This is a genomic window from Streptomyces sp. WAC05374 (genome assembly GCF_004353505.1).
Taxonomy (GTDB): domain Bacteria; phylum Actinomycetota; class Actinomycetes; order Streptomycetales; family Streptomycetaceae; genus Streptomyces.
In genome coordinates, this window is record NZ_SMNQ01000006.1 from 202,810 (window position 1) to 224,751 (window position 21,942).

General features: G+C 73.6%; 21 protein-coding genes. 17 read left to right on the top strand and 4 right to left on the bottom strand.

Features of this window, described 5'->3' with window-relative positions; all coding sequences use genetic code 11:
• Positions 1-203: 203 nt before the first annotated feature.
• Entirely contained in the window at positions 204-539 is a 336-nt protein-coding gene (locus tag E2B92_RS15045) for a YnfA family protein (RefSeq protein WP_126889519.1), read from the top strand.
• Positions 540-545: 6 nt separating this feature from the next.
• Here E2B92_RS15045 and E2B92_RS15050 read toward each other — a convergent pair whose 3' ends face one another.
• Entirely contained in the window at positions 546-986 is a 441-nt protein-coding gene (locus tag E2B92_RS15050) for an ArsR/SmtB family transcription factor (RefSeq protein ID WP_126889520.1), read from the bottom strand.
• An 86-nt stretch (positions 987-1,072) separates the two neighbouring features.
• Here E2B92_RS15050 and E2B92_RS15055 point away from each other — a divergent pair, with 86 nt between their 5' ends.
• A complete protein-coding gene (locus tag E2B92_RS15055; RefSeq protein ID WP_126889521.1) occupies positions 1,073-2,440 on the top strand; it encodes an FAD-dependent oxidoreductase in 1,368 nt (455 codons plus the stop codon).
• A gap of 85 nt (positions 2,441-2,525) precedes the next feature.
• Here the strand turns inward: E2B92_RS15055 and E2B92_RS15060 are convergent, their stop codons facing one another.
• Positions 2,526-2,807 carry a hypothetical protein gene (locus E2B92_RS15060; RefSeq protein WP_133087559.1) on the bottom strand — a complete coding sequence of 94 codons (282 nt, stop codon included), beginning with the start codon at positions 2,805-2,807 and terminating at the stop codon, positions 2,526-2,528.
• Positions 2,808-3,022: 215 nt separating this feature from the next.
• On the opposite strand from E2B92_RS15060, the gene E2B92_RS15065 reads away from it, so the two are divergent.
• The 6 genes from E2B92_RS15065 (at position 3,023) to E2B92_RS15090 (ending at position 7,909) form a co-directional block, all read left to right on the top strand.
• Positions 3,023-3,598, top strand: coding sequence for a hypothetical protein (locus tag E2B92_RS15065; protein WP_133087560.1), 576 nt, complete (start codon positions 3,023-3,025; stop codon positions 3,596-3,598).
• 146 nt (positions 3,599-3,744) lie between these two features.
• Complete coding sequence (locus tag E2B92_RS15070) at positions 3,745-4,581, top strand: DUF4097 family beta strand repeat-containing protein (protein ID WP_126886319.1); 837 nt, start codon at positions 3,745-3,747, stop codon at positions 4,579-4,581.
• 41 nt (positions 4,582-4,622) lie between these two features.
• Positions 4,623-5,627, top strand: a complete 1,005-nt coding sequence (locus E2B92_RS15075; RefSeq protein WP_126886315.1) for an ATP-binding cassette domain-containing protein — start codon at positions 4,623-4,625, stop codon at positions 5,625-5,627.
• The gene (locus tag E2B92_RS15080; RefSeq protein ID WP_126886313.1) at positions 5,624-6,415 is read left to right on the top strand and encodes an ABC transporter permease; all 792 of its coding nucleotides are present in this window, start codon (positions 5,624-5,626) and stop codon (positions 6,413-6,415) included. Before E2B92_RS15075 ends, E2B92_RS15080 begins: the two co-directional genes overlap by 4 nt.
• Positions 6,416-6,453: 38 nt before the next feature.
• Positions 6,454-7,668, top strand: a complete 1,215-nt coding sequence (locus E2B92_RS15085; RefSeq protein ID WP_126886311.1) for a cytochrome P450 — start codon at positions 6,454-6,456, stop codon at positions 7,666-7,668.
• Positions 7,669-7,672: 4 nt separating this feature from the next.
• A complete protein-coding gene (locus tag E2B92_RS15090; RefSeq protein ID WP_126886310.1) occupies positions 7,673-7,909 on the top strand; it encodes a ferredoxin in 237 nt (78 codons plus the stop codon).
• A gap of 79 nt (positions 7,910-7,988) precedes the next feature.
• On the opposite strand, the gene E2B92_RS32985 is transcribed toward E2B92_RS15090, so the two are convergent.
• Entirely contained in the window at positions 7,989-8,159 is a 171-nt protein-coding gene (locus E2B92_RS32985; RefSeq protein WP_185923626.1) for a hypothetical protein, read from the bottom strand.
• Between the two features lie 31 nt (positions 8,160-8,190).
• Positions 8,191-8,547: a PRC-barrel domain-containing protein gene (locus E2B92_RS15095; RefSeq protein WP_126886308.1), complete on the bottom strand. Its 357-nt coding sequence runs from the start codon at positions 8,545-8,547 to the stop codon at positions 8,191-8,193.
• 171 nt (positions 8,548-8,718) lie between these two features.
• On the opposite strand from E2B92_RS15095, the gene E2B92_RS15100 reads away from it, so the two are divergent.
• From E2B92_RS15100 to E2B92_RS15140, 9 genes are all read left to right on the top strand, one after another.
• Positions 8,719-9,048, top strand: coding sequence for a hypothetical protein (locus E2B92_RS15100; protein ID WP_126886306.1), 330 nt, complete (start codon positions 8,719-8,721; stop codon positions 9,046-9,048).
• 100 nt (positions 9,049-9,148) lie between these two features.
• Positions 9,149-10,504 (top strand): type VII secretion integral membrane protein EccD, encoded by a 1,356-nt coding sequence (gene eccD / locus E2B92_RS15105; RefSeq protein WP_126886304.1) that lies wholly within the window; start codon positions 9,149-9,151, stop codon positions 10,502-10,504.
• A gap of 33 nt (positions 10,505-10,537) precedes the next feature.
• The gene (locus E2B92_RS15110; protein ID WP_200840164.1) at positions 10,538-12,025 is read left to right on the top strand and encodes a MinD/ParA family ATP-binding protein; all 1,488 of its coding nucleotides are present in this window, start codon (positions 10,538-10,540) and stop codon (positions 12,023-12,025) included.
• 14 nt (positions 12,026-12,039) lie between these two features.
• Positions 12,040-16,026 (top strand): type VII secretion protein EccCa, encoded by a 3,987-nt coding sequence (eccCa, locus tag E2B92_RS15115; RefSeq protein WP_126886302.1) that lies wholly within the window; start codon positions 12,040-12,042, stop codon positions 16,024-16,026.
• Positions 16,027-16,111: 85 nt separating this feature from the next.
• Positions 16,112-17,533: a DUF6177 family protein gene (locus tag E2B92_RS15120; RefSeq protein ID WP_126886300.1), complete on the top strand. Its 1,422-nt coding sequence runs from the start codon at positions 16,112-16,114 to the stop codon at positions 17,531-17,533.
• 124 nt (positions 17,534-17,657) lie between these two features.
• The gene (locus E2B92_RS15125) at positions 17,658-17,990 is read left to right on the top strand and encodes a hypothetical protein (RefSeq protein WP_126886298.1); all 333 of its coding nucleotides are present in this window, start codon (positions 17,658-17,660) and stop codon (positions 17,988-17,990) included.
• Positions 17,991-18,020: 30 nt separating this feature from the next.
• On the top strand, positions 18,021-18,335 hold the full coding sequence (locus tag E2B92_RS15130) for a pore-forming ESAT-6 family protein (RefSeq protein WP_126886296.1): 315 nt from the start codon (positions 18,021-18,023) through the stop codon (positions 18,333-18,335).
• Positions 18,336-18,422: 87 nt separating this feature from the next.
• A complete protein-coding gene (locus tag E2B92_RS15135; protein ID WP_126886294.1) occupies positions 18,423-18,848 on the top strand; it encodes a DUF6507 family protein in 426 nt (141 codons plus the stop codon).
• Positions 18,845-21,940: a hypothetical protein gene (locus tag E2B92_RS15140; RefSeq protein ID WP_126886293.1), complete on the top strand. Its 3,096-nt coding sequence runs from the start codon at positions 18,845-18,847 to the stop codon at positions 21,938-21,940. Before E2B92_RS15135 ends, E2B92_RS15140 begins: the two co-directional genes overlap by 4 nt.
• The last annotated feature ends 2 nt before the right edge of the window (positions 21,941-21,942 follow it).

The window sequence follows — 21,942 nt, forward strand, 5'->3', positions numbered from 1 at the left end:
GAGGGCGCGAACGGCCGCCGCGTTGCCTGGCGGTCCGGGATTGGCGGGTTCGGTGTGCCGGGTCGGCCGGTGGGTGGGTGCGGGGGGTGCGGTGGGTTGGGTTGGTCGGTGGGTGCGGTGGGTGGGTTCGGCGCGGTGGGCGCGTTCGGTGCGTGCGGGGGCGGGGGAAGCTGGAGCCCCCGCTACCGGAAGGACCCGTCGCCGTGCTCGTCGCCCGCTCCGTCGCCCTGTTCGCCGTCGCCGCGCTGCTCGAGATCGGGGGTGCCTGGCTCGTGTGGCAGGGCATCCGGGAGCACCGGGGCTGGATCTGGGTCGGCGCGGGAGTGGTCGCCCTCGGGCTGTACGGGGCGGTGGCCACGTTCCAGAGCGACGCGAACTTCGGGCGCGTCCTCGCGGCCTACGGCGGGGTGTTCGTCGCCGGTTCCCTCGCCTGGGGCATGGTGGCCGACGGTTACCGGCCCGACCGCTTCGACGTCGCCGGCGCGCTCGTCTGCCTCGCCGGGATGGCGGTCATCATGTACGCGCCGCGCGGCGGCTGAGCGGGCTCACCCGGCACGTCCGGGCTCCGGCGAACCCGTGGTGAGCATCGCGGCCATGGCGGCGAGCACGCCCGGCGAGACGCGGTAGTAGACCCAGGTCCCGCGCCGCTCGGAGGTGAGCAGGCCGACGTCCCTGAGCTTCTTCAGGTGGTGCGAGACCGTCGGCTGCGAGACGCCGACGTCGGAGATGTCGCACACGCACGCCTCGCCGCCCGGGTGCGACGCCACGCGGGAGAACAGGCGCAGCCGTACCGGGTCGCCGAGGGCCTTGAACATGGCCGCCGTCCTGACCGCGTCCTCCTCCGAGAGTGGCTCGGAGGTCAGCGGCGGGCAGCAGGGCACCGTGGCGGACAGTGCCGGTGCCGGTGCCGGCACCGGGGACGCGGCGGCCGGGGTCGCGGCGTCCGCCTCGATGAGCGGCAGATCGACCCTCTCCGTATTCGACATACGTCTATGTTGACGGTTGTCGATACAGGTGGCAAGCTCGGTTCCAGGACATCGACGTTTGTCGAAACAGCGAGGGAGATCCCGTCATGAGCGCACAGCATCTTCCGGTGGTCGTGATCGGCGCCGGCCCGGTCGGACTGGCGGCGGCCGCGCGCCTGGCCGAGCGCGGCCTGGAGCCGCTCGTCCTCGAGGCGGGTCCCTCGGCCGGTACGGCGGTACGGGAGTGGGCGCACGTACGGCTCTTCTCGGCGTGGGGCGAACTCGTCGACCCGGCGGCCGAGAAGCTGCTCGCGCCCACCGGTTGGACGCCGCCCCCGGCGGACGCGTACCCCACCGGCGGCGACTGGGTGTCCGCCTACCTCCAGCCGCTCGCGGAGGCCCTGGGCGACCGGGTCCGCTTCGGCGCCCGGGTGACCGGGGTCTCGCGGGCGGGGCGCGACCGTGTGGTGGACGCGGACCGCGAGGCGCAGCCCTTCACCGTCCACACCCTGTGGACGGACGGCCGCGAGGAGCGGATCACCGCCCGCGCCGTGATCGACGCCTCCGGCACCTGGTCCACGCCGAACCCCCTCGGCGGCGACGGCCTCCCCGCCCTCGGCGAGCGCGCCGCCGCCGACCGCGTCGCCTACCGCGTCCCCGACCTCACCGACCCGGCCGTACGGGCCCGCCATGCCGGCCGGCGCACCGCGGTCGTCGGCTCCGGCGCCTCCGCCTTCACCGCCCTCGCCCTGCTCGCCGACCTCGCCGGCGACGAGCCCGGCACGCACGCCGTATGGCTCCTGCGGCGCGGCATCACCGGCTCCACCTTCGGCGGCGGGGAGGCCGACCAGCTCCCGGCACGCGGCGCCCTCGGGCTGCGCGCCAAGCGGGCCGTCGAGACGGGCCGCGCGAGCGCGGTCACCGGTTTCCGCACGGAGGCGGTGGAGCGGGCGCCCGGCGGCGGCCTGGTGCTCGTCGGCGACGACGGCCGCCGCCTGGACCCGGTGGACCAGGTCCTCGTCCTGACCGGGCTCCGCCCCGACCTGTCGTTCCTCACCGAGCTGCGCCTGGGCCTCGACGAGCGCCTCCAGGCCCCCGCCGCCCTGGCGCCCCTGATCGACCCGAACGTCCACTCCTGCGGCACGGTGTACCCGCACGGCGTGAACGAGCTGGCCCACCCGGAGAAGGACGTCTACCTGGTCGGCATGAAGTCCTACGGTCGGGCGCCGACGTTCCTCGCCATGACCGGCTACGAGCAGGTCCGCTCGGTGGCGGCCGCCCTCGCCGGCGACCGGGAGGCCGCCGAACGCGTCGAGCTCACCCTCCCGGAGACCGGCGTGTGCGGCGGCGCCGGACTCTTCGACGAGCCCGAGGCGTCCGGCGCGTCCGGTGCGGCGAACGGCGGTGGCTGCTGCGGGAGTCCGGCCGTCCTCACGATCGGCGGCGGTCCGGCGACGGCCGCGGGCGGCTGCTGACCGTCCGCCCGTCCGTACGTGTGCGGGGCCGCGACCGGAGAATCCTCCCGGTCGCGGCCCCGTCCGTGCGGTGCCGAGGCGCCCGCTACTTGAGCGCGGTGAGCGGGGCGAGCAGCCCGGTCGCGAGCTGGGTGGCGCCGGAGGCCCCGCCGGCGGAGGCGAGGTGGGTGGCGCCGCCCAGGGGGCCGGTCACGCTGCCCAGGGGGCCGGACGCGCTGTCGAGGAGGCCTCCGCCGAGGCTGCCGGTCAGGCCGCTGAGCGGGTCGGCGGCCGCCGCCTGGGCGGTGGCGGCGCCGCCGAGCGCGAGGGTCGCGGTGGCGGCGGTGGTGGCGACGATACGGGCGGTGGCGCGGCGGGTCCTGGTCATGGGCTTCTTTCCGATGGGTGGTCCGGTGTCGGCTTGCCGTACCCCGGACAACGGCACCACCGTGCGCCAAGGCACGGCCGCGCCCGGGTGCGGCACCGAATGGTGGCGTCCCGGCGCCGCTGTGGCGCCACCTTCCGGTGTGCGGGTGTCAAGATGGCGCCATCATGGCGCCACAGGGGCTTGCGGTGGCGCCATGATGGTGCCACTATGATGCTATGGACCTCACGCCCTACGTCGAACATCTCCGGCAGCAGCTCGCGGTGGCGGCCGATGCCGGTGGCGACGACGCCCGCGCCCTGGCCGAGCGGCTCACCGCGCCCTTGGAGTCCGCCGCCCGGCTGGCGCTGCTGAACGCACTGTCGGCCGCCATGGACGAGGTCACCCAGGACCTCGCGCCGGGCTCCGTCGACGTACGCCTGCGAGGGCTGGACCCCGAGTTCGTGGTGACGCCCCCGCCGGTCCCGGTCGGGTACGAGGACGCCGCCGGGCACCACGGCCCGCCGGCCGCCATGGCCGGGCCCGCCGAGCCGCCGGTTCCGGCGGTCGGGGCGGTTCCGGCCGCGCCGGCCGTGCCGGCGGACGGTGCCGAGGGTGGCACGGCACGGATCAACTTCCGCCTCCCCGCGCACCTCAAGTCCCGGGTGGAGGACGCGGCGGTCCAGGAGGGACTGTCGGTCAACGCCTGGCTGGTCCGGGCGGTCGCCGCCGCCCTGGAGCCGGGCGCGTCCGACCGCGGCCCCGGCCGCAGCCGCCACCGGGGCCAGCAGGGCTACACGGGCTGGGTCCGCTAGCCCCCCCGCGTCCACCTCCACGGCCCACGGCCCCACCGGCCCGGCCGCCCACCACCCTTCCCTCGCCGGCCGCCCCTCACCGACCCGCCACCGCCCACCGCTCCGCCGGCGAGAACACCCACCACAGCCATGAGGACGGGACAGCCATGCCTTCTTTCGACACGCCCGAACCGATCTCCGTCACCCTCGAGTTCGACATCGGCCTCGCGCGGATCACGGCGGGGGAGCGCACGGACACGGTCGTCGAAGTGCTGCCGACCGACAGTGCCGAGTCGGCCGACGTACGGGTGGCGGAACAGACGACGGTGACCTTCGCCAACGGCACGCTGGTGATCAAAGGCCCCAAGAAGCGCTCCCTCTTCGGCCGGAGCGGGTCCATCGACGTGCGCGTCGAGGTGCCGGCCGGCTCCCGCGTCGAGGGCACCTCCCCGATGGCGGACTTCGCCTGCGAGGGCCGCCTCGGCGACTGCCGGCTCAAGACCTCCTACGGCGACATCCAGGTGGCCGAAGCGGCGGACGTGAACCTCAAGACGGGCCACGGCGACATCCGGCTGGACCGCGCGGCCGGGGACGCCGAGATCGCCGGGGCCGGCCGGGTCGACGTCGGCGAGGTCGCGGGCTCGGCGACGGTACGGAACGGAAACGGCGAGACCGTCCTCGGCGAGGTCACCGGTGACCTGCGGGCCAACTCCTCCAACGGCCGCATCTCCGTGGGCGTCGCCCGCGCCGGGGTCGACGCCAAGTCGGCCAACGGCGGCATCCGGATCGGCGAGGTGACGCGCGGACAGGTCGTGCTCCAGGCGGCCACCGGAGACCTTGAGGTGGTCATCCCGGAGACCACCGCGGCCTGGCTCGACGTCCACACCCGTTTCGGCAGCGTGCACAACGCCCTCGGACCGGCCGAAGGCCCCGGCGACGCCCCCGACACCGTCGAGGTGCGCGCCCGCGCCGGCGTCGGCGCCATCATCATCCGCCGCCCCTGACCATCCCCCATGCCCACCCACCACCAGAGACAGGACCCACCATGACCACGCCCTTGTCCGGGCCCGCGGCCACGCACGCGTCCGCGCGTACTTCCCCGCCCGGGGCCGTGCGCACGGCGACCGAGCCGGCCATCACCGCCACCGGACTGGCCAAGTCGTACGGCGACAAGGTGGTGCTCGACGGCATCGACCTGCACGTCCCCGAAGGCACCGTCTTCGCGCTCCTCGGGCCCAACGGCGCCGGCAAGACCACGACCGTCCAGATCCTCTCCACCCTCGTCCCCGCCGACGCCGGCGAAGCCCGGCTCGCGGGCCACGACCTGGTCGGCGAGGCCGACGCCGTACGCCGCGCCATCGGCGTCACCGGGCAGTTCTCGGCCGTGGACAACCTGCTCACCGCCGAGGAGAACCTGCTCCTCATGGCGGACCTGCACCACCTGTCCCGCCGCGAAGGGCGGCGCCGCGCCACCGAGCTGCTGCGGCGGTTCGACCTGACCGAGGCGGCCACCGGGCCCGCCGCCACCTTCTCCGGCGGCATGCGGCGCAAGCTCGACCTCGCCATGACCCTGGTCGGCGACCCGCGCGTCATCTTCCTCGACGAACCGACCACCGGGCTCGACCCGCGCAGCCGCCGCACCATGTGGGACATCATCCGCGGCCTGGTCGACGACCGGGGCGTCACCATCTTCCTGACGACGCAGTACCTGGAAGAGGCCGACCAGCTCGCCGACCGCATCGCCGTCCTGGACGGCGGGCACCTCGTCGCCGAAGGCACCGCCGAAGAGCTGAAGCGCCGCATCCCGGGCGGCCACATCCGGCTCCGGTTCGCCGACCCCGGCCGGCTGGAGTCGGCCGCCGCCCTCTTCACCGCCACCAAGCGGGACGACGAGGCCCTGACCCTGCACATTCCCAGCGACGGCAGCGTGCCGACGCTCCGCGCCGTCCTCGACATCCTCGACGGCGCGTCGGTCGAGGCCGACGAGCTGACCATCCACACGCCCGACCTCGACGACGTCTTCCTCACCCTCACCGGGAGCGCCCGATGACCACGCTCTCCTACGCCGCCCGGGACGCCGGGACCATGCTGCGGCGCAACCTGAAACACGCGCTGCGCTACCCGTCCATGACCGTCTCGGTCGTGGTGATGCCCCTCATCATCCTGCTGCTCTTCACGTACGTCTTCGGCGGCGCCCTGGGCACGGGCATCGGCCCCACCGTCCCCGGCGGCACCGACTACATCGACTACGTCGCCCCGGGCGTCATCCTGATGGCCGCGACCTCAGGAGCCGTGGCCACCGCCGTCTCCGTCTGCGTCGACGTCACCGAGGGCATCGTCAACCGCTTCCGCACGATGGCGATATCCCGCGCGTCGTTCCTGACCGGACACGTCGTCGGCAGCGTCATCCAGACGATGGTCAGCATCGCCGTCGTCATCGGCGCCGCCCTGCTCATGGGCTTCCGGCCGAACGCCACCCCGGTCGAGTGGGTGGCCGCCGCCGGTGTCCTCGCCCTGCTCACCCTGGCGCTGACCTGGCTGTCCGCGGGCATCGGCCTGGTCGCCAGGACACTCGAGACGGCCAGCAACATCCCCATGCCGATGACGTTCCTGCCCTTCCTCGGCAGCGCCATCGTCCCGCCCGACTCCATGCCCACCGGGCTGCGCTGGTTCGCCGAGTACCAGCCCTTCACCCCCGCCATCGAGACGCTCCGCGGCCTGCTCATGGGCACGGAGATAGGCAACAGCGGGCTCGTCGCCCTCGCCTGGTGCGCCGGCCTCAGCCTGGCCGGCTACCTGTGGGCCCGGGCCGTGTTCCACCGCGGCACCGTCCGCTGACACCCCGCCCGACCGACACTCCCCTGGAGGACAGCACCATGCGTCAGGAACCCGCCCCCTTACCGGTCGACCGCCCCGAAGGCTGCCCCTTCGACCCGCCCGCCGGCCTCGCCGCGCTGCGCGAACACCAGCCGCTGACCCGGCTGAGCTACCCCGACGGCCACATCGGCTGGCTGGCCACCGGCCACACCACGGTCCGCACGATCGCGGCCGACCCCCGCTTCAGCTCGCGGCTGGAGCTGATGCACTACCCCTTCCCCGGCGGCCCCGACGGCCCGCTGCCCCCGGCACCCGTCGGCGACATGACCGGCATGGACGCCCCCGAGCACACCCGCTTCCGGCGGCTGCTCGCCGGCAAGTTCACCGTGCGCCGGATGCGCGAACTGACCTCCCGCGTCGAGCAGATCACCGCCGAGCACCTCGACGCCATGGAGCGCCACGGCCCGGCCGTGGACCTGGTCGAGGCGTACGCGCACCCCGTGCCCGCCCTGATGATCTGTGAACTGCTGGGCGTCCCCGAGACCGGCCGCGAGGTCTTCAAGAGCCGCGCCGCCGCCATGTTCGACCCGGAGGCGAGCCCGGAGCACCAGATGGAGGCCATGACCCGCCTCGCCGAGTTCGTCCACGAACTGGCCCTGGACAAGCGGGCCCGCCCCACCGACGACCTGCTCAGCGACCTGACCGGCACGGACCTCACCGACGAGGAGCTGGCCGGGGTCGGCAGCCTGCTCCTCGGCGCCGGACTGGACACCACGGCCAACATGATCGGGCTGGGCACCTTCGCCCTGCTGAGCCACCCCGACCAGGCCGCCGCCCTGCGCGCCGACCCCGCCATCGCCGATCAGGCGGTGGAGGAACTGCTCCGCTACCTGACCATCGCCCACACCGGGGCCCGGGTGGCGCTGGAGGACGTCGAAGTGGACGGGCAGATCGTCAGGGCGGGCGAGACGGTGACCCTCTCCCTCCAGGCCGCCAACCGCGACCCGTCCCGGTTCGCCGACCCCGACACGCTCGACCTGGGCCGCAAGGCCACCGGGCACCTGGCCTTCGGCCACGGCATCCACCAGTGCCTGGGCCAGCAACTGGCACGCGTCGAACTGCGGGTCGCCCTTCCGGCGCTGTTCACCCGCTTCCCGTCGCTGCGGCTGGCCGTACCGCCCGAGGAGGTGCCGCTGCGCACCGCCGCGAGCATTTACGGCGTGCAGCGGCTGCCCGTCACCTGGGACGCGGGCGCCACGCACGGGGAGGCGTGACGTCATGGAACTGCGCGTCGACCGCGACCGCTGCGTCGGCTCCGGCATGTGCGCCCTGACCGCCCCCGAGGTGTTCGACCAGGACACCGAGGACGGCCGGGTCCGGCTGCTGGCCGCCGTACCGCCCCCGGGACGGGCCACCAGGGCGGCCCGTGAGGCCGTGGGGTTCTGCCCCGCGGGGGCCATCACCGCTCTCGACGCCCCGGCCCGGCCGCCCACGGCCGATCGGCCGGCCGGGTGATGGTGCGCCGGACGGCGACGCCGGGCGGGGGCGCCCCCGCCCAACGCCGTACGGTTCCGCCGGGCGGGGGCGCCCCCGCCTAGCGGAGCGGCCGGCTGCGGGAGCGCCGGGACCAGCGGAACGCGAAGAAGAGCACGTCGATCACCAGCACGACGATGCCGATGATCAGCAGGTACATCAGCCCCTCCGCGACGGCGCCGATGAGACCGAGGATGATCGCGACGATGATCAGGAACAGGAAGATCGCCATGGGGTGGCACCTCCGGGGGTGGGCCGGCGGGTCAGCGGCGCGCGAGCTTCCGCTCGCCGCCGGCACCGGGCTGGTAGGCCATGCCGTAGTGCTGGAAGATCCCGGCCTCGCTCTCGGCGAGCAGCACGTCGTCCGTGCCGATGGACGGGGCCTTGCGGACCTCTCCCTTGGGGTGCGACACCTTGAGGTAGTCCGGGCCGACGACCGCCTCGTCGAGCGGGACGAAGACCAGCCGCTGCCGTGTCGGCAGCCCCGTCCGGACGGTGGCCATGGCCGGTTCGTCGGTGGTGGTGTCCACATAGATGGCTTCCAGCACGCCGATCTTGTGCCCCTTGGGGTCCACGACGTCGTGGTTGCGCCACTCGCGGATGTCTGCTGACTGGATCATGCGTTCTGCCCTCTGAGCGGTCCGTACGGTGGTTCTCGCGTTCTCGCTGTCCAGCCTCCGCCCGCTCGGCGGCGGGCGCCACCGCACGGGCCGCCGGTACCGCCCTGGGGTGTACTGGCCAGTCGCCGATGCCTTATGTTGCGGAGGCAAAGCAAGGGGGACGGACGACGCATGGCACGGGATTACGACAGCCAGCTCCTGGAGTCGGTGGCCGTACGCCGGCGCCGCATGCGGGACGCGTTGCTGTTCGGCGCGCAGCGGGCGCGGCGCACGGCGGACGAGCGGCTCGGGAAGGTGTTCGCGGGCATCGCCATCGCGGCCGTGCTGTGCGCCGGCTGCGTCGGGTGGTCCTTCCTCCAGCACACGCTCGCCAAGCAGAAGGCCGAGCAGCGCAAGCAGGAGCAGCGGTACGAGCAGCCGGCGAAGCCCGCGCCGACCGGGACGGCGAAGAATCAGGAGAAGCCGGAGAAGTCCGGGGATTCCGGAAAGAGTTCGCAGTAGCTCCCGTAAAGGGAATGGGGGAAACGCTGGCAGTGCAGACATCGAGACCGGTCGAAATGGCCCCGAATGTTCCCGACGCCGCGATGATAGGTTCCCGTAAGTGGTGAGCACAGCAACGACTTCCCGGGCGCAACTGAGCCGGGTGACCCTGGTCGGCGAGCGCCGCCGGGCCGACATCGTCCTGCCTTCTGACACGCCGATCGGCCAACTGCTGCCGGACATCCTCCAGTTGCTGGACGACCGGGCCGCCTCACGGCCGATGACGCGCCAGCTCATCACGTCCGACGGTTCGGCGCTGCCGCACGACAGCACGCTCGCGTCCGCCGAGATCGCCGACGGCGCGGTCCTCCGGCTCGTCCGGGCCCACTCCGCGCCGCCCGCTCCCGTGGTGCACGACGTCACCGACCAGGTGGCCGACGACCTCGACCTCCAGGCGTGGCGCTGGCGCCCCGCCGCGCGCCGGGCCGGCGCGGGTGTGGCGACGGTCGCCTTCGCGGTGACCGCCGCGCTTCTGGCGCGCCGGGAGTTCGCGCTCGACGCCCTGGCCGGCGCGCTCGCCGCCGTGACGTTCCTGCTCCTGGTGGCCGGTGCGCTCGTCGCGCGGATCGGGAAGGGCAACCGTGGCCTGGCCACCGCGCTCCTGCTCGCCGCCGGCAGCCTCGGCGTCCTCACCGCGTGGACCGCCGCCGACGCGCACGACTGGTCCGGTGCCGTGCGGCTCGCGGCCGTCGCGGGCGCGCTGGCCGTCACGCTGGCGATGCTCGGGTACTTCTCGCCGCTCGGCCGGGGCGGGCTCATCGGCGCCGGGGCCACCGCCGGGATCACGCTCGTCTGGGAGGCCGTCGCCGCCGTCCAGGACGACCGCGCCAGGCTCGGCGCCGTCATGGCCGTCTTCTCCGTGGTCCTGCTCGGCCTGCTGCCCCGGCTCGCCCTGATGGCGTCCGGGCTCACCGCGCTCGACGACCGCCGCTCGGGCGGGGTGTCCGTCAGCCGTCACCAGGTGGGCAACGCCCTCGCGGCCACGCACCGGGGCCTGGCCCTCGCGACGATCGTCACCGCGCTGTCGGCGGCCGCGGGCGGCTGGCTGCTCACCCTGGCGGACCGGCCGACCATCTGGACGGTCGTCCTGCCGTCGGTCACCGCCGTGGTGCTGCTCTCCCGGGCACGGGCCTTCCCGCTGGTCGCGGAGGTCGTGGCGCTCTTCACGGCGGCGGCGTGCCTCGTCGTGCGGCTCGTCATGCTGTGGATGGACCACGCCGGGGGCGCCGGACCGCTCACGGTGCTGTGCGCGGCCGCGGTGCTGCCGCTGGTCGTGCTGGCGGTCCAGCCGCCGGAGCACGTGCGGGTGCGGCTGCGGCGCATGGCCGACCTCGTCGAATCCATCGGCATGGTGGGGCTCTTCCCGCTCGCGGTCGGTGTGTTCGGCGTGTACGGACAGTTGCTCAACAAGTTCTGAGTTCTGCGGCAGGGCGGGAGAAGAAAGGCAGACATGCCGAACGGAGACAACTGGCAGGGCGACGTCCTGCGCGATCTGCGCGCGGGCGCCGCCCGGCGGGCCACGCCGCAGGAGGACCCCGAGGGCCCGGCCCCCGGCACGGCCGCCACCCCCGGGGCCCCTGGCACCGCGGCGGGTGCGCGGGCGCCACAGGCCCAGCACCCGGCCACCGACGATGCCCAGGCCCAGGCCCGGCTCACCCAGGCGGCCCAGGAGCGGCAGGCCCAGGCCCAGGCACACGTCCCGCCCCAGGTCCCGCCCGCGCAGGCACACGTCCCGCCGCAGGTCCCGCCCGCGCAGGCCCCCGCCCCGCCGGCGCCCGCCCAGGCCCCGCCGGCGCCCGCCCAGGCCCAGCCCCCCGCGCCCCAGCAGCCCCACGTGGCCCAGCCCACCCCCGCGCACCCCCAGCCCACCCCCGCGCACCCCCAGCCGACCCAACCCGCCCAACACGCCTACGCCCAGCACCAAGCCGCCCCCGCCACGCGAACCACCGCCGCCGCCCCCGCCACGCGAACCACCGCCGCCACCCCCGCCACGCGAACCACCCACGCCACCCCCACCACCCCCGACTCACGCCCCGTCGTCGACAAGGGGCTCGCCGCCGCCGGGCGCAAGCCGCGCCACGGGGAGGGGTTCGCCACCCGGGCCGCGCGGGTGCTGCGGCGGACCGTTTCGTCCTCCGCCGCCCGGGAGGTCGCCGAGACCACCCGTACCGCCGAGACGCTCCAGCAGCCCGTGACGACCGGGCGGCAGATCGCCGTGACGTCCATCCGGGGCGGGGCGGGCAAGTCGACGGTCGCCGCGCTGCTGGGCCTCACGTACGCGCACTACCGCCAGGACCCGGTCCTGCTCGTCGAGGCCGACCCGGCGCTCGGGTCACTGCCGCTGCGGCTCGGCGCCGAGACCCTGCGGTGGACCACCGGCGACGTCGCCGGCATCGTCGAGCCGCAGATGTCGCTGCTCGACATCACCGGCTACCTCGTCCAGCTCCCCGACAACGCCTGGCTCCTGCCCGGCAGTCAGGGCCAGATCGGCGCCATGCTCGACACCCGGGCCTACGAGCGGGTCATGGTGGCGCTGCGCCGCTACTTCGGTGTGACCGTCGTCGACTGCGAGACCCTGCCCGCCGAGGTCGCCCGCGTCGCCCTGTCCGCCGCCCAGGCCCGCGTCCTGACGGCCCCCGCCACGCTGGAGGGGATCACCAGCACGTACGCGGTGCTCCAGTGGATGCAGGGGCTGCCCCGCCACGTCATCGCCGGCACCGTCGTCGTCCTCACCGAACTGGTGCCGCACACCGGGCTGGACGTCGGCAAGGCCGCCGAGAAGCTCGCGTCCACCGGGGCGAGCGTCCAGGTTCTGCCCTACGACCGGCACCTGGCCGCCGGCGGCCCGATCCGTACCGAGCTGCTCGCCCAGCCCACCCGGCAGGCCGCCACCCGCCTGGCCGCCGACGTCTTCCACCTCTCCCAGAAGCGCCACTGAGGCGAGGCACAACGATGAGCACCCGCCTGATACACCGCCCCGCCAGGACCACCCGGCCCCCGGCCGCCCCCGAGGCCCGCACCATCGAGGCGCCGCCCAACCTCCCGGAGGGCAAGGGCGGCAACATCGCGATGTCGCTGCTGCCCGTCGCCGGTGTGATGTCGTCCGTCGTGATGATGACCGTCGTCCGCAACAGCCAGTTCGCCGCGCTCGGCGCGCTGATCCTGGTCATCACCATCATCGGCTCGCTCGTGCTCGTCTTCTCGCAGCGCGGCAAGGCCCAGCGCACCCGCCGCACCCAGCGCGAGGCGTACCTCGCGTACCTGGAGGACCTGCGCGAGGAGCTGTCCGGCGAGGAGCGCGAGCGGCGGGAGCGCGCCGACGTCCTCAACCCGCCGCCGCACGCGCTGTACGACATCGTCCGCGACCCGGCACGGCTGTGGGAGCGGCGCAGGCTCGACGCGGACTTCCTGCGCGTACGCGTGGGCACCGGCGAGATGCCGGTGCGCGACCTGAGGATCGCCGACCAGGGCGGCTCGTCCGTGCTCACCCCGCCCGACCGGTTCATGCTCAACGAGGCGTCGGCGCTGATGGACCGCTTCCGCACCGGCACCGAACTCCCGCTGACCGTCCCGCTGGACCGGGTCGGCAACATCAGCGTCGTCGGGCCCCGCGAGGACTGCCTGCGCGTCGCCCGCGCCCTGCTCGTCCAGGCCGCCGCCCTGCACGCCCCCGACGACGTGGGCGTGGCGCTCGCGGTGCCCGGCGACCGGCTGGCCGACTGGGAGTGGGCCAAGTGGATGCCGCACCTGCTCGACACCGATCAGTTCGACGGACCCGTCGCCGCCCGCCGCATCGCGCCCTCCGCGCCCCAGCTCGCCCGCCAGCTCGGCCCCGAGCTGCGCCGCCGCGCCTCCTACGCCGCCGAGGTGCGGCGCGGCCTGTCCGGCAAGGACGCGTTGTCGATGTCGTCCCGCCTGCTCGTGGTCACCGACGGGCACGGCGAGGACGCCGTCGACCTGCCGCGCCCGGACGACGCGGTGGGCCTGCGGGAGATGGGAGTCACTGTCCTGCACCTGCTGGAGCGGCGCGTCCAGGAGCCGGGCCACGTCGGCGTGCGGATCACGGTCGACGGCGACCAGGTGGTCATCGAGGACCTCCGCCAGGAGGAGCCGGTCAGCGCCCACGGCACGGTCGACGAGGTGTCCGTGCCCTTCGCCGAGGGCCTCGCCCGGATGCTGGCGCCGCTGCGGCTGTCCGCCGAGTCGATGGTCGACGCCCCGCTGTCGGGACCGGTCGACTTCGCCGACCTGCTCGGCATCGACGACGTGGCACGCCTGGACCTGGCGACGCTGTGGGCGCCGCGCGGCGAGCGCGCCTTCCTCCGCGTACCGATCGGGATCAGCGACTCCCACGAGCCGGTGCTGCTCGACCTGAAGGAGTCCTCCGAGCTGGGCATGGGCCCGCACGGTCTGTGCGTCGGCGCGACGGGTTCCGGCAAGTCGGAGCTGCTGCGCACGCTCGTCCTCGCCCTGGTCGCCACGCACCCGCCGGAGGACCTCGCCCTGGTCCTCGTCGACTACAAGGGCGGCGCGACCTTCGCGCCCTTCGCGGACCTGCCGCACGTCGCCGGCGTCATCACCAACCTGGAGAACCAGGCCGGCCTCGTCGAGCGCGTCCACGCCTCCCTCGCGGGCGAGGTCAAGCGGCGCCAGCAGGTCCTCAAGGAGGCGGGCAACGTCGCGGACATCGGCGACTACGCGGCGCTGCGCGCCGAGAAGCGGCCCGACCTGGAACCGCTGCCCCACCTGTTCATCGTCATCGACGAGTTCGGCGAACTGCTCACCGCCAAGCCGGACTTCATCGACCTGTTCCTGTCCATCGGCCGCATCGGCCGCTCCATCGGCGTGCACCTGCTGCTGTCCAGCCAGCGCATCGAGGGCGGCCGGCTCAAGGGCCTGGACACCTACCTGTCGTACCGCCTCGGCCTGCGCACCTTCTCCGCCGACGAGTCCCGCACGGTCCTGGACACCACCGACGCCTTCCACCTGCCGCCGCTGCCCGGCTTCGGCTACCTCAAGGTGGACACCAGCCACTACGAGCGGTTCAAGGCGAGTTACGTCTCCGGCGCCTACCGCGGCCCGGTGCGGCGCGCGGAGGACGAGGACACCGGTCCGCTCGCCCTCGAGTACGAGGCGTACAACACCCTGGGCCAGTCCGAGGAGTCCGGCCCGCAGGAGGCGGCGACGGTACGGCGCCGCGAGACCGGCCCGACCGAACTGGGCGTGATGGTCGAGCAGCTCGAGAACGCGCCCACCGACCCGGTGCGCCGCATCTGGCTGCCGCCGCTGCCCGCCGCGGTCGCCCTCGACCAGGTCGCCGGCCCCCTCCAGGCCGGCCCGCGCGGCATGCAGCTCACCGGGCGCCGCGGCCCGCTCCAGGTGCCGCTGGGCCTGCTGGACGACCCGACGAAGCAGTGGCAGGGCCAGTGGTACCTGGACCTGACGGTGGCGGGCGGCCACGCCGCCGTCATCGGCGGTCCGCAGTCCGGCAAGACCACCCTGCTCCGTACGCTCGTCCTGTCGCTGGCCCTCACCCACACCCCGCAGGAGGTCGGCGTCTACGGCCTGGACCTGGTCGGCGGCGGCCTCCAGGCGCTGACCGGGCTGCCGCACGTCGGCGGCGTCGCGGGGCGCGCCGACCGCGAGCGGGCCGCCCGCACGGTCGAAGAGGTGCGGAACATGCTCGCGGCCCGCGAGGACCTGTTCCGCGAGCACAACATCGACTCCGTCGAGCAGTTGCGCACCCTCCACGCGGCGGGTCGGCTGCCCCAGCTCGCCTCCGCCGAGATCGTCCTCGTCATCGACGGCTTCGGCGCGCTGCGCGACGACTTCGACGAGCTCGACGACGCCGTCGTCGACATCCTCAAGCGCGGTGGCGGGTACGGCATCCACGTCGTCGCCGGCATGCTCCGCTGGAACGACGTCCGCATCGCCACCCAGTCCTACTTCGGCACCCGGGTCGAGCTGCGTCTCAACGACCCCACCGAGACCAGCGTCGACCGCAAGCTCGCCGAGACCCTGTCGCCCGACGAGCCCGGCCGGGTCCTCACCGACGGCAAGCTGTTCGCGCAGGCCGCCCTGCCCCGCACGGACGGGCTGTCCGACGCCACCGAGCTGGGCGCCGTCCTGGAGCGCACCGCCCGGCAGATCCGGGCGGCCTGGAGCGGCGAGGTCGCCCAGCCGGTGCGGGTCCTGCCGCACGTGCTGGAGCCGCGCCTGCTGCCCGGGCCGGTCGCCGAGCCGAAGCGGGTGCCGATCGGCCTGGACCAGACGGCGCTGGCGCCCGTGCTGCTCGACCTGTTCGAGCACGACCAGCACCTGCTGGTGATGGGCGACAGCGAGTGCGGCAAGACCAACCTGCTGAAGACGATCGCCGGCGGGCTGATCGAGCGGTACGGGGAGGACGAGCTGGTCCTCGCCGTGATGGACCCCCGCCGGGGCCTGCGGGGCGTGGTGCCCGAGGAGTTCCTGGGCGGCTACGCGTACAACGCCAAGCTGTGCGGGGGACTGGCCGCCGGTATCGCCACCGAGCTGGAGAAGCGGCTGCCCGACGAGAGCGCCCGACTGGAGGACCTGGAGCCGGGAAGCTGGGGCAGCGGCCCGCGGATCGTGGTGCTCGTGGACGACTACGACGTGCTGACCACGGCCGGGCAGGCGCCGCTCGCGCCGTTCCTGCCGTACATCCCCTCGGCGGTCGACATCGGCCTGCACTTCGTCCTGACACGCCGTGTCGCGGGCGCCTCGCGCGGCATGTACGAGCCGCTGGTGCAGGGCCTGCGCGAGTCGGGCGCGTCGGCGATCCTCATGGCGGGCGACCGCAGCGAGGGGCAGCTCTTCCCGGGCGTCTACGCCTCGCAGCAGCCGCCGGGCCGTGGTGTCCTCATCCGGCGCGGCCAGACGAACCGTCTGATCCAGACGGTGTACACCCCCGACTCATGACGGCGAAGGCCCCGCTCAGGACGGCGAAGGCCCGGACCGTGACGGCGAGGGACCTCATCAAGACGACGAAGGACCGGACGGACCCATGACCAAGGACGTCATAGCCCTCACCCCGCGCATGCCCGACGCGTGGAGCGTGCTCGCCGGCCTGCTCTCCGGCGGGCCCGACAAGCTGGTGCGGACGACCGGCGAGGACGCCGTCGTCCAGCTCTGCGACGAGGAGGGCCGGCCGCTGGTCTCCGTCGAGGCGCCGCTGCTGGTGCAGGTGGCGGGCGAGGCGGAGCGGCTGCTGGGGGCGGCGGCGCCGCCGGTGCCGTTCTGGTGGACCGAGGCCCGTGCGACGACCGGGGTGGCGGAGGCGGAGCGGCTGGCGGGCACCTTCGCGGCCCGGCTGGTGTCGCTCGGGGGCGGCTCGGCTTGGCCGCCGGAGGCCGCGCGGTCGCTGGGCGTGGTGCCGTCGGACGGGGTGGGCGTGGCGCCCGTGCCGGCCGCCGCGCAGCCCGCCGTGGACGTGCTCACCGACAAGGTCGCCGTCGTCATCCAGGACCGTCCCGTGGTGGCCATGACGGCGTGGCTGGCGGACGCGTTCCGGGCGGCGGGCGAGGGCGGGCTGGGGCTCCAGATCGTCAGCCCGGCCGGGACGACGCTCTCCCCGGCGGTACGGTCCGCCCTGTCCGCCTGGCCGTCGCGCTGGGTGGTGCAGGACGAGCGGGACGGCTACTACGACGGGCTCTCCGGCGCGGTGCTGGCGTGGCGGGAGGGGATGTTCTTCCCGGTCGCGGCGGACGACTCCACCGACGAGGAACCGCGCGCCCGGGTGGCCGCCACGTACCAGGAGGGTGTCGGGGACAGCGGGGAGCGGCAGTTGGCGGTGACGTTCCGGACGGTCCACCCGGCGGACGACCGGCTGGTGCTGGGCGGCGCGCTGGAGGCGGTGTGGCGCGAGCTGACCGGTGAGGCGCCCGCCGGGTGGGGCACGGCGGAGCCGGCCAACCTGCCGTGGTCGCTGCGCCGGCTGACGGACGTGGCGCACGAGCGGGCGCCCGAGCCGACGTGGCTGGTGGTGGTCGGCTCCCCGGAGCGGCCGGGCCTGGCCACCGTGCGCGTCAGCCGTACGAAGGCGGGTGTGGAGGAGGAGGTCACCCTGGCGTTCGGCTACGGGCCGGACGAGGAGCCTCCGCTGGACGCCGTGCCCAGGGCGGCCGAGGTGCTCGCCACCCGCCACCACCTGCGGTCGATGCTCGTACAACTCCGCAAAGCGCGGCGTGACCTGGCGGTGCCGCCGCGGTTCGAGGGGCCGGGTGTGCCGCTGGCCTTCGTGCTCGGCGCGGAGGAGGTGCGCGCGATGCCCGGTGACCGTGCCCGCAACACGCCGCTGGACCGTGCTCCCGTCCCGCTGGGGCCCAAAACCCGCCCGGCGCTGTACTACCCGCTGCCCGGTGATCCCTCGGACCTGTCGGGGTGGCAGGACTTCGAACGGCTGGTTCGGCACCTGAAGGGCGAGTGATGTCATGTGTTCGTCACAAGGGTGACGGCCTTGTGATTGCTGATTGCAAGAGCGACGCGTGAGTTGATAGGCATGTCGTACATTCGATCCATACGATCGTCCATCGCAGCGGGGGGAGAGCCCGATGAAGTTCGATATGGGGGCGCAGGTTCTGTCGACCCTGATGTCCCAGTCGCAGGGTTCGAGCAATGACCTGGGCCTGTTGATCCGTCAGCTCGTCCAGGCGGCAGCGCCGTTGGAGGGAAAGTTCAACGGCGCCGGCAAGGTGGCGTTCGACTCGTTCAAGTCCCGCTCGGACGAGATCACCGCGGCGCTGAACGGCTCGCTGGCGGCCATCCTGGGCGGCCAGTCCGGTATGGAGTCGGCGTTCGGCACGGGTGACCAGGAGCAGGGTGACAACGCGCGGACGCAGATGTCGGCGGCGAACTTCGACGCGGCGCGTTTCTCGGGCCGCTAGACCGATACGTACACGGGGAGTTGATTGCTGATGGCTGCTGCGGGTAGCGACCGTCGTTCGTACGACACGGGTGCCTCCTCCGAGGCGCAGATGAACATCCAGGCCGTGATCGCGCGCCTGGAGCAGGTGATCACCGCGCGCGACGCCCAGGTCAAGGCCGCGATGACGGACTTCGCCGCCGACGGTGTGGCGGACGAGTACCACGGCAAGGAACTGCGCTGGTACGCGGCGTCGCAGGAGGTCCGCAACATCATCCAGTTGCTCAAGACGACGCTGGAGAAGAACGACGCCACGGCGCAGCAGACCCTCCAGCGGGCGAAGGCCGCGGTCGACAACATCGGCTGAGGCGTCGCCGCCGTGCGCGCGTCCGAGGGGGAGGAGACGGTCCCCCTCGGCTCGGATGGGTAACAGGGGTTCGCAGGGGGAGCGTTCATGACGTCGTGGGACATCCAGCCCCAGGGGGTGCAGGGTCAGCTCAAGGTCGTCGGCACGCATGCCGGGGACCTGGAGAAGGCCCTCAACGCCCTGGTCACCGACATGCAGCAGGCCGCGCAGGCGGCCGGCACGGCCGTGCCCGGTTCGGCCGCCGAGGTTCCGTTGCAGGGGCCGACGGCTTCGGGCAAGCCGTTGACGCAGAAGGCGACGGGCCCGGTGGGCGCGGCGCTGGCCGAGTACATGACCGGACGCCAGAAGACGCACTTCGAGCCCATGGCCAAGCGCATCCAGGCGGCGGTCATCGGCGCGGCCACGGCGACCAACGAGTACGTCGAGGGCGACCTGGACCAGGCCAAGGAGGCCCAGGACGCGGCGCGGCAGGTGCGGCTGGACCTGCTGAAGGAGCTCGGGGGGAAGAAGTGAGCGAGAACACGCCGGTCAACCCGGCCGAGGTCCCGGTCTTCACCGGCAACCTCGAGCTGCTCGACGAGAAGGTCAAGGCGCTGTCCGGCGCCGGCGGCAAGATCGCGACCGCCGCCGGGGACGTCCACACGTCCTTCGGCGGCCTGCGGGCCTTCTACAAGGCGCCCGAGGCGGAGCAGCTCTTCGCCACGACGCAGCCGGTCAAGGACAAGGCGCTCGACATCAGTTCGGACCTGTGCACCATCGCGGGCGCGCTGGGGACGTACGCCAATGAGATCCGCCCCCTGAAGAAGAAGCTGGACGACCTGCGCCAGGACGCCGTCACCTTCCGGCAGAAGATCGCCGAGGACGACAAGTGGCGTGAGGACGGCGACCTGGTCGAGGAGAACAACGACCGGCGCAACGAGATCGCCGAGGTCTGGACACAGTTCCAGGCGGCCGAGCGAGCCGCCCACGCGAAGATCGTCGCCCTCGTCGGCGGCAAGGCGCTCAAGGTCAACGACGGCTCCAACGGCGAGGGCATGTACGGCTACGACGCCGAGGCCCTCAAGCAGGCCAAGAGCCTGCCGTGGGGTGACGCGGTCGAGGAGTCGACGCCGTGGTGGCAGGTGTGGGAGCACGCCTACGACTTCGGCAAGGGCGTCATCGTCGACGGCGTGTGGGGCACCATCAAGGGCCTGGGCACCCTGGTCGGCTTCCAGGGCTGGGACGCGGCCGGGCAGGCGTGGAAGGGCCTGGGCCAGCTCGCCACCGGCCTGGTCATCACCGCGAGCCCGCTGGGCGCGGCGTTCTGGCTGGCCGACGACAAGCAACTGCCCGGCTGGATCAGGGACTCCCGTACGGCCATGAAGGAGACCGGCAAGGCGCTGGTGGCCTGGGACCAGTGGGGCTCCAACCCGGCCCGGGCCGCCGGAGCGGTCACCTTCAACGTGCTCACCACCGTCTTCACGGGCGGCGCGGGCGGCGCGGCGGCGGGCGCCGGCAAGGCGGGCGCGGCGGCCAGGGCGATCTCCTTCGCCGGCAAGGCCGGCCGGGCGATCGACCCGACGACGTACCTCTTCAAGGGCGCCGGCGCGGGCATCACGAAGATCGGCGACGTGATGACCGGCCTGAAGGGCATGGGCAACATCACCATGCCGCCCCTCCCCGAGGGCACGGTCATCCTGCCGGAGGGCTCGCTCATGCGCCCGGACGGCACGATCCACCTCCCCGACGGCACCCCCCTGCCCGAGGGCGCCATCGAGGTCCCGCCCAACACGGTCCGTGTCCCCGAGGGCACCGCGGTCCCGCCGGGCGCGGTCGACCTCGGCGACGGCATGGTCAGGCTCCCGGACGACGCCCCGGCCCCGGCGGGCTCGGTGCCGCTCCAGGAGGGCACGGTCGCCCTGCCCAAGGACACCCCGGCCGTCCCCGCCGACGCGACACCCCTCCCCGTCAAGGACGGCGACCCGCCGCAGTTCCTGGACCGTGACGGCAACATCCTCGACGAGAACGGCAAGGTCGTCAGCGACGTCAAGGACTCCCCGACGGACACGGTCGACAGGGGCACGAACCCCGCCAACCCCGCCGCGGGCGCGGACAACCCGCGCGTCGACACCCCGGCCAAGGTCCCGGCCATGGCCGGCGCCGCGGTCAACGCGGGCGACGGCACCGCCATCAGCCTCGGCAACAGCCTGGACAACAACCTGGGCGACATCGGCCGCGTCGGCGACGACGCCCCCGTACGCGTCCCGGACTCCCCGGCCGGCCTCGTGGACAACATGCCGGGCGGCCTCGCCGACAACCTGCCCACGGGCCAGGCCGGCAACAACCTGCCCGGCGGCGGCGCGGGCGACAACCTGCCCGCCAACAACCTGGACAACACCCCGGGCACGGGCGGCACCCGCCCCGGCGACACCACCCCGCCCACCGGCGGCGGCCGCGACGTGCCCCCCGGCGCCTCCACGGCCGACAACGCCACCCCGGGCGGCGGCTCGGGCACCTCGGGCGCCGACAACGCCACCCCGGGCGGCTCGTCCGCCGACAACGGCGTGCCCGGCGACGGCACCCCCGGCTCGGGCCTCCCCGACACCCCGGGCACGGGCGCGGTCGACGACGCGGCGGCGGGCGCGGACGAGGGCGCGGCGGGCGCGGGCGACGGCGCCTCGACGCCTCCCACGGTGATCGAGCGGCCCAGCTTCATGCGCGACGGCGACAACCCGTACGGTCCTCGCGGGTCCCTCACGGACGAGCAGATCGCGGAGATCCAGGTCTACCGAGCGAACCATGAGGACGGGTACTTCGAGAAGTACTACGCGAAGGACGGGCGCCGCCTCAACACCAAGGTGTTCGACGAGAGCCTCCGGGTACCGCCGCAGCTCATCAAGGAGACACCGGATGGTCCCTGGATCTCCGCCAAGAACGCTCCGCCGCCCATCCCCGAGAGGTACCTCGACGGCGAGGGCGCCTCCGTCAACCGCGCCACGCACCTGGACGCGGACACCCTTCGCGTGCTCGACGAGGCGGCCGGCGCCCGTCGGAACGCCATCGACGCGGCCACAGCAGCGGAGAAGGTCAAGGCGGCGCACTCCGGGCTACCCGAGGACGACGCCCTGCGGGTGGACGCCCAGGAGAAGTACCGTGTGGCCGCGTACGAGCGGACCAAGGCCGCCGAGGCGTACGGAGAGACGGTCGCCGCGCACCAGGTGGTGCCGCAGCACTACGACGACATCATCAAGCGGGAGACCCTGCACGGTCCTGCCAACGGCAACGACCAGTTCGACCAGGTCTACCAGCGCAAGGACGGCAAGTACGTGGTCGTCGAGGCGAAGTCGAACGTCAACACCGACCTGGGATCGCGCAAGCTGCCGCAGGGCGGTCGGGCGATGCAGGGGTCGAGGGAGTACTTCCTCGACATCCTCCGTGAGATGAGGGAACGAGGCCGTGAGATTCCCAGCGAGCGGAAGCTCGCCAGAGCCCTCAAGACCGCCCTCGACCAGGGCAAACTCGACTACATCGTCGTGAAGGGCAAGTCCGACGGGCCCCTGTACGGTGGCTACGAGATGGAGAAGTTCGACATCCGGAAGCGCGACGAGAACGGGAATCTGGAGTGACG

What these genes read in the sequence shown, in the direction of transcription:
- E2B92_RS15135 (WP_126886294.1), top strand. Translation starts at nt 18,423, where the DNA reads ATGACGTCGTGGGACATCCAGCCCCAGGGGGTGCAGGGTCAGCTCAAG.
- E2B92_RS15130 (WP_126886296.1), top strand. Translation starts at nt 18,021, where the DNA reads ATGGCTGCTGCGGGTAGCGACCGTCGTTCGTACGACACGGGTGCCTCC.
- E2B92_RS15075 (WP_126886315.1), top strand. Translation starts at nt 4,623, where the DNA reads ATGACCACGCCCTTGTCCGGGCCCGCGGCCACGCACGCGTCCGCGCGT.
- E2B92_RS15055 (WP_126889521.1), top strand. Translation starts at nt 1,073, where the DNA reads ATGAGCGCACAGCATCTTCCGGTGGTCGTGATCGGCGCCGGCCCGGTC.
- E2B92_RS15125 (WP_126886298.1), top strand. Translation starts at nt 17,658, where the DNA reads ATGAAGTTCGATATGGGGGCGCAGGTTCTGTCGACCCTGATGTCCCAG.
- E2B92_RS15065 (WP_133087560.1), top strand. Translation starts at nt 3,023, where the DNA reads ATGGACCTCACGCCCTACGTCGAACATCTCCGGCAGCAGCTCGCGGTG.
- E2B92_RS15060 (WP_133087559.1), bottom strand. Translation starts at nt 2,807, where the DNA reads ATGACCAGGACCCGCCGCGCCACCGCCCGTATCGTCGCCACCACCGCC.
- E2B92_RS15080 (WP_126886313.1), top strand. Translation starts at nt 5,624, where the DNA reads ATGACCACGCTCTCCTACGCCGCCCGGGACGCCGGGACCATGCTGCGG.
- E2B92_RS15070 (WP_126886319.1), top strand. Translation starts at nt 3,745, where the DNA reads ATGCCTTCTTTCGACACGCCCGAACCGATCTCCGTCACCCTCGAGTTC.
- E2B92_RS15050 (WP_126889520.1), bottom strand. Translation starts at nt 986, where the DNA reads ATGTCGAATACGGAGAGGGTCGATCTGCCGCTCATCGAGGCGGACGCC.
- E2B92_RS15120 (WP_126886300.1), top strand. Translation starts at nt 16,112, where the DNA reads ATGACCAAGGACGTCATAGCCCTCACCCCGCGCATGCCCGACGCGTGG.
- E2B92_RS15095 (WP_126886308.1), bottom strand. Translation starts at nt 8,547, where the DNA reads ATGATCCAGTCAGCAGACATCCGCGAGTGGCGCAACCACGACGTCGTG.
- E2B92_RS15085 (WP_126886311.1), top strand. Translation starts at nt 6,454, where the DNA reads ATGCGTCAGGAACCCGCCCCCTTACCGGTCGACCGCCCCGAAGGCTGC.
- E2B92_RS32985 (WP_185923626.1), bottom strand. Translation starts at nt 8,159, where the DNA reads ATGGCGATCTTCCTGTTCCTGATCATCGTCGCGATCATCCTCGGTCTC.
- E2B92_RS15090 (WP_126886310.1), top strand. Translation starts at nt 7,673, where the DNA reads ATGGAACTGCGCGTCGACCGCGACCGCTGCGTCGGCTCCGGCATGTGC.
- E2B92_RS15110 (WP_200840164.1), top strand. Translation starts at nt 10,538, where the DNA reads ATGCCGAACGGAGACAACTGGCAGGGCGACGTCCTGCGCGATCTGCGC.
- E2B92_RS15100 (WP_126886306.1), top strand. Translation starts at nt 8,719, where the DNA reads ATGGCACGGGATTACGACAGCCAGCTCCTGGAGTCGGTGGCCGTACGC.
- eccCa (WP_126886302.1), top strand. Translation starts at nt 12,040, where the DNA reads ATGAGCACCCGCCTGATACACCGCCCCGCCAGGACCACCCGGCCCCCG.